This is a genomic window from Agarivorans sp., assembly GCF_050295395.1.
GTDB lineage: Bacteria > Pseudomonadota > Gammaproteobacteria > Enterobacterales > Celerinatantimonadaceae > Agarivorans.
The window spans coordinates 1-16,439 of the sequence record NZ_JBNKPP010000086.1 but is presented as its reverse complement, the minus strand read 5'-3'; the positions used below and the strand labels follow the sequence as shown (position 1 = coordinate 16,439).

At 45.5% G+C, this 16,439-nt stretch carries 11 protein-coding genes and 1 pseudogene; 4 read left to right on the top strand and 8 right to left on the bottom strand.

Annotation, left to right across the window (positions count from 1 at the left end; translation table 11 throughout):
- Positions 1-222 precede the first annotated feature (222 nt).
- Together ACQY6Q_RS04970 and ACQY6Q_RS04965 are read left to right on the top strand one after the other, a co-directional pair.
- Complete coding sequence (locus ACQY6Q_RS04970) at positions 223-1,362, top strand: exonuclease SbcCD subunit D (protein ID WP_427978582.1); 1,140 nt, start codon at positions 223-225, stop codon at positions 1,360-1,362.
- A complete protein-coding gene (locus ACQY6Q_RS04965) occupies positions 1,362-4,418 on the top strand; it encodes an AAA family ATPase (RefSeq protein WP_427978579.1) in 3,057 nt (1,018 codons plus the stop codon). Before ACQY6Q_RS04970 ends, ACQY6Q_RS04965 begins: the two co-directional genes overlap by 1 nt.
- A 94-nt stretch (positions 4,419-4,512) precedes the next feature.
- Here the strand turns inward: ACQY6Q_RS04965 and ACQY6Q_RS04960 are convergent, their stop codons facing one another.
- The 6 genes from ACQY6Q_RS04960 to dinG all read right to left on the bottom strand — a co-directional run bounded on the left by ACQY6Q_RS04960 (position 4,513) and on the right by dinG (position 9,957).
- Positions 4,513-5,349, bottom strand: a complete 837-nt coding sequence (locus ACQY6Q_RS04960; protein ID WP_427978577.1) for an outer membrane protein OmpK — start codon at positions 5,347-5,349, stop codon at positions 4,513-4,515.
- A gap of 227 nt (positions 5,350-5,576) precedes the next feature.
- Complete coding sequence (rsmS, locus tag ACQY6Q_RS04955; RefSeq protein ID WP_427978575.1) at positions 5,577-5,750, bottom strand: pleiotropic regulatory protein RsmS; 174 nt, start codon at positions 5,748-5,750, stop codon at positions 5,577-5,579.
- A 59-nt stretch (positions 5,751-5,809) separates the two neighbouring features.
- Entirely contained in the window at positions 5,810-6,553 is a 744-nt protein-coding gene (locus ACQY6Q_RS04950) for a YccT family protein (RefSeq protein ID WP_427978572.1), read from the bottom strand.
- Positions 6,554-6,563: 10 nt separating this feature from the next.
- On the bottom strand, positions 6,564-7,166 hold the full coding sequence (gene priC, locus ACQY6Q_RS04945; RefSeq protein ID WP_427978617.1) for a primosomal replication protein PriC: 603 nt from the start codon (positions 7,164-7,166) through the stop codon (positions 6,564-6,566).
- Entirely contained in the window at positions 7,154-7,933 is a 780-nt protein-coding gene (locus tag ACQY6Q_RS04940; protein ID WP_427978614.1) for a TSUP family transporter, read from the bottom strand. Before ACQY6Q_RS04940 ends, priC begins: the two co-directional genes overlap by 13 nt.
- A gap of 2 nt (positions 7,934-7,935) precedes the next feature.
- Positions 7,936-9,957 carry an ATP-dependent DNA helicase DinG gene (gene dinG, locus ACQY6Q_RS04935; protein ID WP_427978569.1) on the bottom strand — a complete coding sequence of 674 codons (2,022 nt, stop codon included), beginning with the start codon at positions 9,955-9,957 and terminating at the stop codon, positions 7,936-7,938.
- A 347-nt stretch (positions 9,958-10,304) separates the two neighbouring features.
- Between dinG and ACQY6Q_RS04930 the strand changes: the two genes are divergently transcribed.
- Together ACQY6Q_RS04930 and ACQY6Q_RS04925 are read left to right on the top strand one after the other, a co-directional pair.
- Positions 10,305-11,318, top strand: coding sequence for a porin (locus ACQY6Q_RS04930; protein WP_427978566.1), 1,014 nt, complete (start codon positions 10,305-10,307; stop codon positions 11,316-11,318).
- 390 nt (positions 11,319-11,708) lie between these two features.
- On the top strand, positions 11,709-12,761 hold the full coding sequence (locus tag ACQY6Q_RS04925; protein ID WP_427978564.1) for a porin: 1,053 nt from the start codon (positions 11,709-11,711) through the stop codon (positions 12,759-12,761).
- Positions 12,762-12,987: 226 nt separating this feature from the next.
- Here ACQY6Q_RS04925 and ACQY6Q_RS04920 read toward each other — a convergent pair whose 3' ends face one another.
- Together ACQY6Q_RS04920 and ACQY6Q_RS04915 are read right to left on the bottom strand one after the other, a co-directional pair.
- Positions 12,988-16,089: an efflux RND transporter permease subunit gene (locus ACQY6Q_RS04920; protein ID WP_427978561.1), complete on the bottom strand. Its 3,102-nt coding sequence runs from the start codon at positions 16,087-16,089 to the stop codon at positions 12,988-12,990.
- Positions 16,086-16,439 (bottom strand): annotated as a pseudogene (locus ACQY6Q_RS04915) (efflux RND transporter periplasmic adaptor subunit); the annotation flags it as partial. The gene ACQY6Q_RS04920 and the pseudogene ACQY6Q_RS04915, both read right to left, overlap by 4 nt.

The window sequence follows — 16,439 nt, the reverse complement described above, 5'->3', positions numbered from 1 at the left end:
CTGTTTAGCCTCGTTGTTGAATATTATTTTTGCCTTATGTTGCCAGACTCCGACGAGCTAAGCGAGTAGAACTGTCGGCTTTTTGTGCGCTGTAGCCTAAGCACTGCTTTGTTGTTGAACGCGTCTCTATGTTTGATTGCTATCCCCCCTTGGCTTGGTGATAATAGACTGGTTGTAAGCGCAGATGCGTTCCCACTAGCGGCACTAACTAACGGATATTGAATGAAATTTCTCCATACTTCAGATTGGCACATTGGCCGCCAACTGCATAATCACTCTTTGCTTGAAGATCAGCGCGTGGTGCTTGGCCAAATTGTCGATTTAGCCAAGCAGCATCAGGTGGATGCGGTGGTGGTGGCAGGAGATATTTTCGACCGTTCGGTTCCGCCCAGCCACGCGATTGAGTTATTGGATGAGATCCTCAGTAGGTTGGTCGAGCACTTGGCTATTCCGGTGATTATGATTGCCGGTAACCATGATGGTGCCCAGCGTTTGGCCTTTGCTTCCAAGCACATGCAGCAAAGCGGGCTATATATTGTGGGGCCTTTAACCAACCCGCCACAAGCAGTAGTGATTAGATCCAAGCAAGGTGATGATGCGGTGTTTTATCCGCTGCCTTACGCAGAGCCCGCCTTAGTGAGAGAACTATATGGTTTTGAACTAACTAGCCATCAACAAGCCATGCAAGTCTTGCTTGAGCAGGTGGCGGCACATGATAGCCAAGGGATGAGTAAGGTGGTGGTGGCCCATTGCTTTTTGGATGGCGGTGATGAGTCAGATTCGGAGCGCCCCTTATCCATTGGCGGCGCCGATAAAATCTCTCCTAGTTTGTTTAGTGAGTTTAGTTACACTGCGCTTGGCCACTTACATGGGCCGCAATATAAAGGACAACCACATATTCGCTACTCGGGTTCACCCTTAAAATATTCATTTAGCGAGCAACACCAAGCTAAGTCAGTGAGTTTAGTCACGATAACGCAGGGCAAGGCCGAATTTGAATTACTGCCTTTAACTCCGCTGCGAGACGTACGGGTCATAGAGGGCTATTTAGATGAACTATTGCAAGCTGAGTTAGATGAGCAAGCGCGGCAAGATTATCTGATGGTACGGCTGTTGGATAAGTCGGCGATACTCGATGCAATGGGTAAGCTGCGCGAGGTTTATCCCAATGTACTGCATTTAGAGCGCACGGGGTTGATGGCCAATAAACAACAATTGGAGCTGAATCGCCAGCATATGAGCCGCGATGAATTTGATATGTTCAGCGATTTTTTCTCGCAGGTGAGTGGTAAAGACTTGTCCGATGAACAGCGAGAAGTACTGCTACAAACCATTTCTCAATTACACGAGAGAGTATACTAATGCGTCCCTTGCGTTTAAGTTTGTCGGCCTTTGGGCCTTTTGCCGAACAGGAGTCTGTTGATTTTAGCTTGCTAGGGCGTAACCCCTTATTTTTGCTAAATGGCCCCACTGGTGCGGGTAAAACCACCTTATTGGATGCGATCTGTTTTGCTCTATATGGCAAAACCACTGGTGATGAACGAGAAGGCGCACAAATGCGCTGTGATTTAGCCGAGCCTTCGCGTTTAACCGAAGTGATTTTTGAGTTTGAGCTGGGTCAGCAACGTTACCGTATTCGTCGTGTACCAGAACAGGCTCGCTTAAAGAAATCCGGAGACGGATACACTCAGCAGAAGCCTGAAGCACAGTTAGTTCAAATTGCCCCCAACGGTGATGAAAGTGTGATGGTTGCCTCCAAGGTCTCTGAAGCGACCAGTGAAATTGAGTGTTTAACTGGCTTAGATGCTGATCAATTTCGTCAAGTGATGGTATTGCCACAAGGTAAATTTCGCCAACTGTTAATGGCCGACTCTAAAGAGCGAGAGAAGATCTTTAGTCAACTGTTTCAAACCCATATCTATCGACGCATTGAAGACAGTTTAAAAGTCCAAGCTGACGAAATTAGAGCGGCGGTATTGGAGCAAAAAAATATTCGTACCGGCATTTTACACAGTGCCAACTTGCAGGAAGGACAAGCGCTAGAGCTGGAACTCGCCGATTTAGCGCCTGCGGTAAGCCAAGCTTTAACGGCCAAGCAGCAAGCTGAGCAAGCCTATCAACAGGCGAGTCAGGCTCTAGATGCTGCTAAAGTGGTGCAGGCCGATCTCACCGAGCTGGCTAAGCTTAACCAAGAACTGAGCGAGCTGGATAAACAGCAAAAGCAGGTTGAGCAACAACAGCAGCAATTACAAGCTGGCAAAGCTGCACAGGCTTTGAAGCCACTGGATGATCTTAAAATTCAACGCTTTGAAGAAGCCAAACAGGCTAGTCTTCAGCAAACTCAGTGCGAGTCACAGTTACATCAAGCTCACCAAGAGCTAGCTAAAGCCGAGCAGCAATACGCCTTATTAGCAGAAAAGGAACAGCAGCTTAACGATGTTCGCCAGCAATTAAGCCTGTTGCGTACTTATAAACCGCTACTTGAGAAAGTGGCTCAGTTAAGCGAGCAGGTCAGCACAGAGCAGCAAAAACTAGCTGAGCAGAGCGAGCAGGGGCAACAGCTCAAACAACAGATGCAGGCCTTACAGCAACAAAAAACACGACTCAGCCAGCAACAAGCTGAATTGCGCGAGCTGGCCGAGACTCAAGCCGATAAGCAAAAAAAGCTTAGTGAGCTAGAGCAGGTATTGGGGCTAGCGCAAGAGCTGGCAGCCTTAAAACAACAGCAGAACCAAGACCAACAAGCCTTGGCTGAATCGGCTGAGCAGGGCAAACGTTTAGCCGAACATTATCAAGCGGCGCAGTTGCAGGCTAATCGAATTCAGTTGGCTTGGCATCAGGGTCAAGCGGCGCTGATGGCGCAGCGCTTAAATGTAGGAGAGGCGTGCCCAGTATGTGGCAGTTTGAACCATCCTCAACCAGCGCATAGCTCCCAAGCGGTACCGAGCGAGCAAGAGCTTGAACAGGCGCGAAACTCAGAGCAGGCCGCGCGCGATAAATTGAGCCAAGCACGCCAAGACTACAAGGTGCTTAAGGATAAACAACAAGAGCGCAGCCAACAGCAGCAACAGTTAGAGACGCGATTAGCTGAGCAGGCTAGTTTGTCGCCCAGCCAGCTCAGTGAGCAGTTAGAGCAAGCAAAATTGGCGTTGCAGCTGGCCCAGCAAGCACAGCAGCAACTTAAACAAGTGCAGCAACAGCTTGAAGCGCTGGCGCAGCAAGAGCAGGAGGCTTTACAACGCATTGAACAAGCCAGAGAGCACTACCAAATGCAGCGTAGCCAACTAGATCTATTTCAAGGGCAGCTGGAACAGGCTAAGCAGCAGTTACCGCAGCAATACACTGAGCTGACCTTATTGCAGCAGGCCATCGATTTACAAGCGAACAAGTGTGAGCACTTAGAGAAAGCCATCAAACAAACTCAGCAAGATTATGCTTTATGCCGAGAGCAAGTTAGTGCCAAGCAATCGGCATTTGATGCGGCTAAACAGAGCTTAAAACTTGCCCAACAAGCCTTGAGCCAAGCGCAAACCTCCTTTAAACAACAGTTGGAAGACTCCAGCTTCGCCAGTGAAATTGCTTACAATGAAGCGCTTATGACGCAAGCGGAAATGAGTGAACTGCAGCAGTTCTTAGATGACTACGCCGCCCGTACAACTAAGCTCAAGGTGCAAGCTGAGCAACTTGAAAGGAAATTGAAAGACAAAGCGACGCCAGATTTATCTGCCTTACAGCAAACGTTGGAGCAAGCGAAAACTGAGCGTGAGCGCTTAGAGTTGCAGTGGAATACTGCCAATAATCGTTTAACCAATCTGCAAGACATTCAGCAAAAATTGCAACAAGCCGAATTGTTAGATCAGCGCTTGCAACAACAATATCAAGTGATTGGCACCTTAGCCGATGTGGCCAATGGTAGAACCGGCAATAAAATTAGCCTGCAACGTTTTGTATTAAGCGTATTGCTTGATGATGTGTTATTACAGGCCAGCGAACGCCTACAGATAATGAGTAAAGGCCGTTATCAATTGTTGCGCAAAGAGCAGCGGGCTAAAGGCAATAAGGCATCGGGCTTAGAGCTGGAAGTGGAAGACAGTTACACCTCTAAGGTTCGCTCTGTTGCTACTTTAAGTGGTGGCGAAAGCTTTATGGCGGCCTTGGCTATGGCCTTGGGTTTATCTGATGTGGTTCAGGCGTACGCCGGGGGCATTAAGTTGGATACGCTATTTATTGATGAGGGCTTTGGTAGCCTAGATCAAGAGTCTTTGGATTTAGCCATTCGTACCTTAATCGACTTGCAAAGCGCTGGTCGCATGGTGGGTATAATTTCCCATGTATCGGAAATGAAAGAACAAATTGCTAGTCGGATTGATGTAATAAAGCAGGCGGATGGAAGCCATATTCGGCTGGTATTACCTTAAGTCGCTTTACCCGCAAATTCAGCGCAGTTTGAGTCGTGGTGAGATAAGCACTAAAACAGCACCTGCCCCGCTGGGCAGGTGTTTAGCAAGGCAATTAAATTTTGTAAGTAATTGAGAAGTAGTGGCCAAAGCCGGTGGTTTCTTGAAGTGGACCACCTGGGTAGGCGGCAAAACCATCGCGCATGCCATAAGTATCATAGAAGTATTTTAAACCATAACCTGCAGCAAAACGGTCTGAATGCCAGTAAATACCATGATAGGTTTGTCCACCTGAGGTTGTGCGGTTAGCTTGATCGGAGTAGCCATTGGCGGCAAACATGTGATCCCAGTAGCCTTGGTAAGAAATGAAGCTGCCGTTGTCTAAGAAGTAGAACGGTTTAAACCAGTTGGCTGAAAATTGAAAACCGTTAAATGAGCCTTCGTCTTCGTTACCAAAGTTTTTTACGCTGTAGCGAGAGTAGAGGTTCATTCCTACTTTACCAAACCAAGGCACAGCCACGTCGGCACCCAAACCTATGAAGTGTTCTTGTTGTTGTTGGCCAAAGTTATTGAGGTTGGCAATGTAGAGTTCTTGCACCGGACCAAAGGATAAATCTTTACCAGTAACGGCATCTAACGAAAGGCGAGGCGCAAATTTCATGAACATGCCGCCGGTGTCGTGTTTAGTGCTGCTTTCACTGTTGGTAATGTCAAAGGCATCAACATAGCCGTAGAAATCAAAATAGCCTGAACGTCCACCAAATTCGAATTCTAGGTAAGTGTCTTTATACCCTTGGTCGACGTCATGTGGTTTTTGATCGATGGTATGCATTAAGTTAAGTTGCATCCAGTGAAAATCATTAGCGTGTACGTCGTCGCCAATTTCGGCAGCATTGCTGGTTAATGATGTTGCCGCAATGAGTGCCGCGCCCGCTAGAGCAAGTTTGTTCATTGGTAGTTCCTTGTTCACTTAAAAGTGAATTGCCGTGGTGTGCATGGTGAGTTCGGCGGGCATTCTATAGTGCGCAGTGTTAGTAGATCAGCTTTTACTTCTAATTTTATGGGTGTTTTTTGAACAAATAAACAATGTTAACCTGATGTGTTGAGTTGCTTTGGCTTAAAATGTTGCTTATGTGGTTGTTTTTAGAAATAAAGTTTGGGTTTTGTGAGTTTTATGAATTATTGTTTTAATTTGTCTTGAGGGTCAGGCTGCTGGGCCAATTTGTTTTTGTAGTCTTCAGTGACTATCGCTAGTGCTTGTAAGGCTAGCTCGGGGGCAATTTGGTTCTCTTCAAGTAATTGAATGAGGTCAACGGCGAGTTGAATATGCTTAGGGGCGGTTTCAATAGACATGGTTTTCTCGTAACGGAAGAACTAACACCTGTATGAATTGGTCATACAGGTGCTTAAGATTATTGTTGTTGGATTGTCCAGATTTGGAATTGCTTGCGTGTTGCTTTGTCTGCACGTTGATACCAAAACTGTAGCATTTGCAATTCAGTATTATCATCGGCATTAATAACAACAGTTTCGGCAGCCGGGCTTACTGCACTCGCGGTGCTGGCTACTGCAACGGTGCTAGCGGCTATGGCTGCTGTATTGTTCGCTTTGTTTGGCTTATTTTTAGGCTTGGTGGCAGCAGGCACTGCTGCGCTGGCTTGTTGCTGAACGGCGGGGGCTTTTTCCGCTTGTTGAGCTTCTAACTCGGCTATTTCGTTTAGGTAGTTTCTTGAGAGTTGCATACCGGGTTGGAAGGGAAGTAGGTAAAAACTCGCTTCAACACTGGTTCCTTTTTTGTCGACCAAAGTAAACTGTGGATCTTCGGCATAACGTCGAGCTTGTCTCGCACTACGTGGTTTTTTCGCTTCTAAGACGATATCTTGACCATTCTTAACATTTAAGTTAATCACTATAGGTTCAGATTTTATTATTTCTGAGCTGCTATTTGAGCCAAGAGTATCGGTGTAACGCACTACAACTTGATGTTCGCCTGCAGTGAGTTCGGTTTGATTTTTATTTAAAGAGAGCATTCCCGTTGATTGCTTATCAAGGTACATGATTTCGTAAAAAACAGGTGTAGAGAAGCTACTAGCAAAAGCTTGCAAGCTGCTAAGGCAAGCAAAAGTTAAAAATAAAGTCTTACCAAAGAATCGCATGTATTACTCCTTAAAAGCGTGATTCTATCTGACGAAGTTTCTGTTCTAATTTCCATGTTGTTTTTTGACACTCACCTAAACGTTTCTTTAAGCTGAGGATCTCTGCGCTTAGTCTAGCAGTATCTGTCTTGTTATTACTACGATTTAGTAGTTGGTTTTTTTCTGCGATTTTTTGCTGTAACTGTTGTTCAAAATGCTGCTGCTGAGCCAGTTTTTGCTGAAGTTCTGAGCGGTCTCCGGCTTTCATGACCTGGTCTAATCGACGTTGCCAGTTTTGGATGCGTTGTTGCTGGGGTTGACTTTGCTGTTGCTGCTGTCGGCTAAGTTGGGAAATTTTGGCTTGCAGCATGGCGAATTTACCCACAAAACGGTCGCAATAAAGCTTTAACAAATCCATATCTTTGGTTTTTTGGCTGAGCCGGTCGATGCGCTGTAAATCTTGCTCAAGCTCGCTGACGTAGTCGACAAACAAATCACTTCTGCAACTGAAACGTTCATCTAATACCGCCGTTTTGGCGTAGGCACTTCGCTCGCCTTGTAAGTCACGGTGCTCAGCTTGCTGTTTTAATTGTTGCAGCTTAGCTGTTAAGTTGGCGAGCTCTAACTGAACCATGCTTGCCACGCGAGTTTTGCTGCAATCACCATGACCACGGTAATGAATACCGGGCGAATAAATTTAGCACCAAAGCGAATCGCCGAGTGCGCGCCAATTACTGCGCCTAGCATGATGCTTACGCCCATGGTTAAGCCTATCGCCCAGTTAACATGACCTAAATAAACAAAAGTGATGAAGGACACAAAGTTACTGGTGAAATTCATCGCTTTTGCTAGGCCAGATGAGAGCAAGATGTTCATCTTATAGAGGGCCATCGATGACACCGTCCAAAATGCCCCGGTACCGGGTCCGGCTACGCCATCATAAAAACCTAAACCAAGCCCTTGGCTGAGCATCTGTTTGGTCAGTTTAGGACTGGGTTGCGGCAGAACCGCGTGGCCATCAGCCTGTTTACGATTAACAATGGTATAAACAGCAGTCGCCATAATCACCAAAGGCAACAATTTTTCTAACCACTCGGTACTAATAATGTCGACAATGACGGTGCCAAACAACGCGCCAATGGCGGTAGCCACAAAACTCCAAAGCCAAAAAACGGGATTAAATAGTTGCTTGCGATAAAAAGTCCACGCGGCTGTACTGGAACCAAAGCTGGCGGCCAATTTATTGGTGCCTAAAGCAATATGAGGAGGTAAGCCAATACTTAATAAGGCCGGAATGGTGAGCAAGCCCCCTCCGCCGGCGATAGCATCAATAAACCCGGCGGTAAAACCGATGCCGACGATGAGGATTAAAATTGAAGGGTCCAAGCCCAGTTCCAACAACATTAATGGTCACTTCTTTTAAAGGGAGGTAATGCAGCCAAAAGTTGACTGCCGTAACGGCGTGTAGTGAGCCGACTATCAAGCAGCACGATTCTACCTGAATCGCTTTCTTTTCTCATTAGTCTTCCACAGCTCTGCACCAGTTTTCTACTGGCACTGGGCAAAGTGAGTAACATGAAGGGATTTTGCTTGCGGCTTTCTAATAATTCGGCATGGCTGGCCATCACTGGTTCGGTGGGAACAGCAAAGGGAAGGCGAGCGATTAACAAATCGGTGAGTAAGTCACCGGGTAGGTCGATGCCTTCGCTAAAGCCCATAGTGGCCAAAATAATACTGGTTTCGCCTTTTGCTCGGCAATCTCGGTGCTTTGCCAGCAGTTGTTGATTACTTAACTGGCCTTGTACCCAAAGATTGCTAAGTTGTCGCTGTTGTAGTAACTCGGCTACCTTATCGACCAAACGATAGGAGTTGCATAATACTAAAATGCCTCCCTGATGAGTTTGAGCCTTAAGAATGTAGTCGACTACATTATTAGTAAACTCCGGATGGTCGGGTTCGGCAATGGTCTTAGGCACCGTTAACAAGACATTGTTATAGTCGAAAGGTGAGGGTAGCTTGATTAATTGTTGGCTGGACAAATTAGCTAGGCCAATTTGATTAAGATAATAACTAAATTGGCCTAAGGCACTCAAAGTGGCAGAAACGGCAATAACCGCAAAGGCGTCCTGCCATAGTAGGTGCTGCAATATGCCGCCAATTTCGATGGGGGAACTACACAAGTGAATATCTTTATCACTTTTATGAAACCAATAAGCATAGACTTTTTGGTTGGCTTCATTGGCGTAACTATAAAGCGTATCTAACCAGGATTCGGCCAAACTTTGTAAAACACTAAGCTTGCTGAGGAGCGCTTCTGCCTGCGCAGATTTCATTTGCCCATTGCTCGCCGCCTCTTGAATCAGACTGGCATAAGTTTGTAAACAATTGGCGAGTTTATTGGCTTCTTTATAGTAATTACTTGCCAGATTGATAATGGCTTGGGGAATCTGAGCTAAAGGAAAGCGCCAATACTGCTGTTCGAAGTTGTGCTGCTGGCTGATGGCAATATCATTGAGTTTGTTGAAGCAGCGAGTCAACTCGGCGCAGGACTCTCTTAGTTTTATACTGCTTGCTGCGGTGCTACTGCTACTTAATAACTTGGCTATGTCTTTATCTAGTTGCTTGATATTTTCCAGTTCTTTCAAGGCTTGTTTTAAGCTCAGATCTTGGGCGCTGGCGTCACGTGCTATCTCAGGAAATTGATGCGCCTCATCCAACACGTAAATGCAATCTTCGGCAGGGGGCAGAATATGGCCGCTACCGGCTTTAAGATCGGCCAGTAATAGACTGTGGTTGGCTACAATCACGTCTGCTTGCTTGAGACCTTTTCTGGCTTTATGGAAAGGACAGCTTCTATGACGGGCTGACTGAACAGAGCAACTTAAGCCATCTACCACAATATGCTGCCAGACTTGCCAAGGGATCTGGCTTGGCCAATGATCCCTATCGCCGTCCCACTTACCCTGCTGTAGAGCTATCGCCATACGCTGAACTAGCTGTTGTTGTTTGGCGTTAAGCGTTAACGGGGCAGAGCTTGCTGCGGCTAGCTTGTGCGCGCAACAGTACCGCTGACGCCCTTTGGCTAAGCAAAATGAAAACTCGCCGTGAGCGGCTCGATGAACTAAGGGTAAATCACTTTCTATTAGTTGTTGTTGTAAGGCGACGGTGGCGGTGGATATCACTACCTTTTTGTTACGCGCTTTGGCTAAGGGGATAGCAGCGAGTAAATAAGCCAGTGACTTTCCGGTGCCGGTTCCGGCTTCGGCTAACAAAATGCGTTGCTGGCGGTTAATGTTTCCAGCGATTGTTTTGGCAATGTGAGCAATTAAAGTACTTTGTGCAGCTCTACGTATAAAATGGGGATTTTGTTCCTGAAGCGTCTTGTACCACTGGCGAATTATCTGTTTGTTTTTTTCCGTTAACATAATTTCCTCTGTAATGTTAACCACTTAGCTTGGCGTATTATTGTTTAGTTGGCGCGTAGCTAAGTTGCAGAGCAACATAAAACGCTGTGTTAAAGTCAAAAAAAACGCTTAAATGCTATTAGATAGAGATCACGTTTTTTCTAGTTAAGCCTTCGTTTATCGTGCCTAGCACTAGTTTATCTTCTTTAAAAGCACGTATATACAGGGTTTTACATGATTTTATAAAAGTTCAATTTTTTATTGCAAAAAAATTTAAGCTTGCTAATGTATTGAACGTGCAGTGAGAAATCACTGTCACACAGGGAATTTAAGGAACAAGTGTTTAATTGCTAAGAAGGCACAGGAAAATGAAAAAAACAATTCTAGCGGTAGCAATACCAGCTCTATTCGCAGCATCTGCACAAGCTGCTAATGTTTATGACGCTGATGGCGTTTCTGCTGATGTATACGGTCGTATGCAGTTCGATATCTCTGATGACGGTACAGATACCAATGGTGAAGGTTCTGCGCGTATGGGCTTTAAGTTAAGCTCAGTAATCGGTGACGGTGTTTCTGCTATCGCTAAAGGTGAATGGCAAATCGCTGGCGAAAATTCAGATGATAGCGAATTTACTGCCCGTCATTTGTATGCTGGTTTTGATTTTGACGATGCTGGTTCTGTTGTATTCGGTCAATCTGATACTGCATTCTACTACGCCGTTGCACCTACAGATATCTTCAATACTTACGGCTATGAAGCATTCACATTAATTGAAGATGGTCGTCAAGAAGGCCAAATCATGTACGCTGGTGAGTTCGGTGGTTTTGTACTTAACGCCTCTTACCAGTTTAAAGACGATAGCTTTCAACTAAGTGCTGGTAATCCTGATGCTGGTTTCCCAGGCGTTGATACAGGTTATGCTTTAGATAACTCTTACGCGGCTACTATTGGTTACAACTTTGATTTCGGCTTCGGCATCTACGGTGGTTACCACGTTGAAGATTTTGCTGTTGGTGAAAAGAAAAACTTAGCGCTGTCGGCTAGTTACTCTTGGGAAGATCTTTACGTTGCTGCTGTATATGTTAAATCTGACTTAGATGACATCGTAATTGGTGCTTTTGAGCCATCTGAGCTTACTGGTTATGACATCGTATTATCTTATGGTTTCGCTGATGCAGCTACTTTCTACACTGGTTATGCTGCTCAAGAAGCCGAAGGTAAAGTTAATGGCGCTAACGCTAAAGCTGACACTGCAGACGCATTCAAACTTGGCCTTCAGTACGACTTTAACAGCAACATGAAAGCATGGGCTGAATACAAAGTTGACGGTCTAGAAGGTGCTGACGATCAATGGACTCTTGCTGTTCAATACAACTTCTAAGTTGATTGAATCACACGTTTATTGGAACGTGATATCTTTTAAAGCTCGCTAAGGCGAGCTTTTTTATGTCTAGTACTTAGTCTTTTATCCTTGTTTTTTGTCAGTAAACACGTCTAAGTAGTTACTACTTTCATTTCTTTAATCTTTATCTAGGTTGCTTCCTTCATCGGCTAACTATTATTGGGCTATGAATATATCTTTTTTGTTCTTTAAAAGATAAAAAAAATGTATTCCTGTTAATTTATATTATAAAAAATTATAAAAGTTCAGTTTTGCCACATAAAAATATTGATTATGTTAGGGTTTTAAGCAAATATGCGTCCGTGATATGGACTTCGCTGCTCAGGGATACCACTCCACGGATGTATGGGTGGGTCATGGAAGAGATGAATGATTAATCTTGATATAGGCAGTGGAACTTTGAAAAAAACAATATTAGCAATTGCAATCCCAGCATTATTCGCAACCGGTACGACCCAAGCATTGGAAATCTACAATGATGGTGAAAATGCCTTCTCTGTAGGCGGACGTATTCACCTAATGGTGGAATCAGCCAATAACGATGGCGAGCGTGACCTTCGTTCAGAAGATAACTCTTCACGTATTAACTTAAACTTTTCTCGTGTATTAACTGAAGATCTAGTTGCTCGTGCAACCCTAGAGTACGGCCTAGTTAATTCAAATGGTAACAGTGATTCTCCATTCTTCAACCGTTTAGGTTTTGTGGCTTTTGATCATGCGGATTACGGTTCATTCTCTTACGGTAAGCAATGGTCTACTTACTACACTGTTACTGGTGTAACCGACGTATTTTGGGCTTACGGCGGCAGTGCAATGGGCGTCTATGATAATGGTGATAAAGTAGGTACCGCTCGCGCCAATGATGCATTGCAATATAATGGTAGCTTCAATAACGTTAATATTAGCGCGCAATATCAATTTGCTGATGAAGATGAAGGTCGTGATTACAGCTACTCTGGTGCCCTATCATACGATTTTGATTTCGGTTTAAATATTGGTGCAACTTATCATCAAATGAAGCGCACCGAAGACGAAAAATTGGCCGTTGAAAATGATGGCGATGCTAAGTTGACAGCATTGGCAGCTAGCTACGTTCAAGGCCCTATCTATACTGCGGTTACTTACGGTGAATTTAAAAACCAAGTACAGTTTGATGGCGCGACTGGTGTTTCTGACAAAGCTATCGGCCACGAAGGTATTTTTGCTTACACCTTAGATATGGGTCTACAGCTTTATACTGGTTGGAACTACCAAGAAGATAAGAACTCTGCAGCCGATCTTAAAACTGCACTAGTGGGTGCAATGTACGATTGGAATAACATCATCATGTACACTGAGTACCAAGATAAAACAACCAAATCTGTAGCTGGTGCGACAACAGACGACAACCGCCTAGCTGTTGGTATTCGTTACAATTTCTAAGCGCACAAACGCTAGTTTCAAACAGCTAAAACAAAGCGGGTCTATATGACCCGCTTTATTTACATTTATAAGCAGAAATATTTGTTCATTTTTGCTGGTTAAAACTGCTGCTCACTACCTTAAAGAGTTTATAGCTAGCACAACTAGCTAATAGCAATCTATGCCTTATTCTAAGCGGCTTTGTCATGCATTTATCTGAACACCTACTTATCCTAGTTGCTATTGTTTAGATTTCTTCGTGTTTATGCACCAATCCAAAGTCTGCAAGAACCGAATAGGCCGCAGGGATCATAAATAATACCAGTAAGGTTGAGGCGAAGATGCCAAACACAATCGAGATGACCAAAGGCTGAATAACTTGAGCTTGCAAGCTGGTTTCTGTCAGTAAGGGCAGTAAACCTGCTGCCGTGGTCATCGAGGTCAAAAACACCGCTCTGAAACGTTCACGGCTCGCCTTAACCACCGAGTCGTGAACACTGTCTCCTTCATCGACGTGATGGCGAATATATTGCACCAGCAAGATGGAATCGTTGACCACGATGCCCGCAAGGGAGACAAAGCCCATCATACTTGGCATGCTCAGTGAGTGGCCAAGCAATATGTGTCCCCAAACTACACCAATGAAGGCTAATGGTATTGCGAGCATTACCACTACCGGCTCCAGATAGCTGCGGAACTGATAGCTGAGTATCGCAAATACGCCGAACAAACCAAGTAGGAAGCCTTTGCCCATTGAGGTACCAGTTTCGGCTGCGTCCTTGGCTTCGCCTTCAAAATCGAAACGTAACCCTGGGTATTTCGCCATTAGTTTTGGCGCTTCATCGCGCTGGAACTGGGCGATGATAGCCGTTGAGTTAGCTTTGCTATTGTCGACATCACCAAACACGCTAATGGTTCTTAAACCATCAATACGCTGGATTCGAACATAGTTGCGCTGAAAATCTAAGGTCGCAATGGTTGCAAGTGGTATCTGGCTGCCATCTGGCATGATGATCGGGAAGTTGGCCAGTTGTTGTAGGTCTCCCGCTTGAACTTTATCGAGACGGACTTCAATCGAGATATTTTCTACGCCAACTTGAATTTCATCTGCGGTCTGACCAAAAAAGGCCGCACGTAACTGGTTAGCCACCAATTGACCGTTAATGCCATAAGTTTCCGCGCCGGGGCGAAGTTTGACTAGCACTTCCTCTTTGCCCATGCGCATATCGTCAAGCACGCCATGTACCCCATCGAATTCGTTTAGATACTGCTGAATATCAATTGAAGCGGCTTTGAGCGCTTCTAAATCATCATGTTTTGCACGGATTTCAATTGCGCGTCCACCTGGGCCCATGGTTGGTTGTTTAAAGACCAGTGAAATGGGATCGGCCAATTCACCTATGTCTTGGCGCCAAGCGGCGATGAAATCATCAATCACAGTGTTGCGACTCTCCGCACCGAGTAGATCAAGTCGAACGGTTGCGATATGTGGGCCCGACTCATTAGCATCAGCATTGGCGTTAAACTGACTGGTAATGTGCTCAATGAGTGGCACACCGTTTTCAACATTTTGCGTCCATTGTTTGTCTAGCTTTTGAGCAGACGCAACGATTTTGTCGACTACGGCCTCGGTTTGAGAAAGTGATGAACCCGGCGGTAGAATGATCCGCGCTTCTGCTATATCACCGTCTAGATCTGGGAAGGGTTGAAACTTGAGTAAGCCTCCAGCCAAGCTTGCCACTGAGATAAGAAGCAGAGCTAAAACACCGCCGAGGAAGGCGTAACGAAATTCCACCACTTTCTCTACTGCGTTGACTAAGGTGGTATTGCGAAAGTTCTCAAAACCATCGAGCAGTTTCTTTTTAAATTTTGCTGGTGGTTTTTCATTTTTCTCTTTATGCAGCGAATGCGATAAGTGATTGGGCAGAATAAGAAAAGCCTCAACTAAGCTGAGCGTTAGAACGAGAATCAGCACTTGTGGAACGGCTTTGAGCACAGCGCCCATTTCGCCTTGCAAAAACAGCAAGCTACCAAAAATGCACACGGTGGTAAGGAAAGAAGATACAACGCCGGGAAGCACCTTTTTCACCCCTTTTAGCACGGCGTTATCGACATCTTCGCCGCGATCAAGGTGAGCGGCGATGGACTCGGCAATAACAATGGCATCGTCCATCATAATCCCGATCGCCATCAGCAAGCCCACCAAAGACATAATGTTGATCGACAGTCCGAGCTGCGCCATCAGAAATAAGCCACCCAGAAAAGCGACCGGTAAGCCCGCAGCAACCCAGAATGAATAACGAAGGCTAAAGAACAGCCACATGGTGGCGAACACTAGCACGATACCTTGCCAGCCATTGCGAACCATCATGGTTAAACGGTCCCATAGTACCGATGAGAGATCATTGGTGAGCTCTAGGCTGACGCCATCTGGCGCTATCGCTTGTTGCTGTTCAACGAACTGGACGACGCGTTCCTTGATTCTAAGCGCATCATCTTCTTTGTTCTTACTGACTTTAAGAAGGGCAGAAGGGTGACCATCAAACAGCACTTTCTGCTCGTCTAATTCGAAGCGGTCGCTAATGGTTGCAATGTCTTTGAGTCGGATCTGTGAGCCATTTGGCCCAGAACCGACGACTATCGATTCAAGTTGCTGCGGTGTAATACGTCTTTCATCGAAGCGGATCAGAAAGTTTTTATCTGGTGTTTCAACATTACCACTTGGCAATTTAATATTCTGGCGGCCAATTTGAATGGCAATATCGCCGACACTCAAGCCTAATTGGCGCATCGCTTGAGCGTCTAATTCGACGCGAAACTGATGATCAGAAAATCCCGCCACATCAACCAGAGAAACATCATAGTCGAGCTTTAACGTTCGCTTAAGCTGTTCCGCGTAGGCTTTCAATTCTGGCCAGCTTGTGTCTGCGGTAATGGCCACGTCCACAACAGGTTCGTTCCAGTCTAGTTCCTGTACGATGGGAGATTCAATTTCTTGAGGAAAATCATTGATCGAATTGATTTGAGTTTGCACATCGACCAGCATTCGTCCGATGTCGGCTTTCTCGTTAAGTTTGAGAATTAGTCTTGCCGAGCCTTCAATGGCTTCACACCGGGTTTCTTCGATATTGGCGAGGCCATCAACAGCATCTTCCATGCGAACACAGATGCTCTCTTCTACTTCTTGTGGAGACGCACCGGGGTAGACGACGCCTGCCATTATGTAAGGAGGGTCGAATTCTGGGAAGGTTTCACGCTTGATGTTGGGAAGTGAAGTTATGCCCATTATTAGCAAGCTAAACATGAGTAGGTTTGCAGCTGTCGGGTGTTTAGAGAAGAATCGAATCATAGTGATGACTCCTCTTTGCCATCATCAGCTTCTTTCAACAACATACCGTTAATCGCTGGCAGCAGATCGTTAAGGATCAGTTTGTCACCTTGCTTCAATTGCCCATCGATGATCACTTGATTGTCGCGGCGATAGAGCACCGACACGGGCTTAATCTCCAGCTTATTGTCCTCACCCATGAGATAGATTTTATCTCCATGAAGTGCACGTTCAGGGATTACCCAGCTTGGATTTTGTTGCCCTTCGATAAAGGCTCTCACAAACATGCCGTTGACAAGTGGCGGCACCGAGCTTGGATTTAGATGTCGGTAATCTTGTTCGATTTCGAGAATCACGCCCGCAGTGGCTTG

Coding starts and splice junctions, on each gene's coding strand:
- ACQY6Q_RS04970 (WP_427978582.1), top strand. CDS start 223: ATGAAATTTCTCCATACTTCAGATTGGCACATTGGCCGCCAACTGCAT.
- ACQY6Q_RS04965 (WP_427978579.1), top strand. CDS start 1,362: ATGCGTCCCTTGCGTTTAAGTTTGTCGGCCTTTGGGCCTTTTGCCGAA.
- ACQY6Q_RS04960 (WP_427978577.1), bottom strand. CDS start 5,349: ATGAACAAACTTGCTCTAGCGGGCGCGGCACTCATTGCGGCAACATCA.
- rsmS (WP_427978575.1), bottom strand. CDS start 5,750: ATGTCTATTGAAACCGCCCCTAAGCATATTCAACTCGCCGTTGACCTC.
- ACQY6Q_RS04950 (WP_427978572.1), bottom strand. CDS start 6,553: ATGCGATTCTTTGGTAAGACTTTATTTTTAACTTTTGCTTGCCTTAGC.
- priC (WP_427978617.1), bottom strand. CDS start 7,166: ATGGTTCAGTTAGAGCTCGCCAACTTAACAGCTAAGCTGCAACAATTA.
- dinG (WP_427978569.1), bottom strand. CDS start 9,957: ATGTTAACGGAAAAAAACAAACAGATAATTCGCCAGTGGTACAAGACG.
- ACQY6Q_RS04930 (WP_427978566.1), top strand. CDS start 10,305: ATGAAAAAAACAATTCTAGCGGTAGCAATACCAGCTCTATTCGCAGCA.
- ACQY6Q_RS04925 (WP_427978564.1), top strand. CDS start 11,709: ATGATTAATCTTGATATAGGCAGTGGAACTTTGAAAAAAACAATATTA.
- ACQY6Q_RS04920 (WP_427978561.1), bottom strand. CDS start 16,089: ATGATTCGATTCTTCTCTAAACACCCGACAGCTGCAAACCTACTCATG.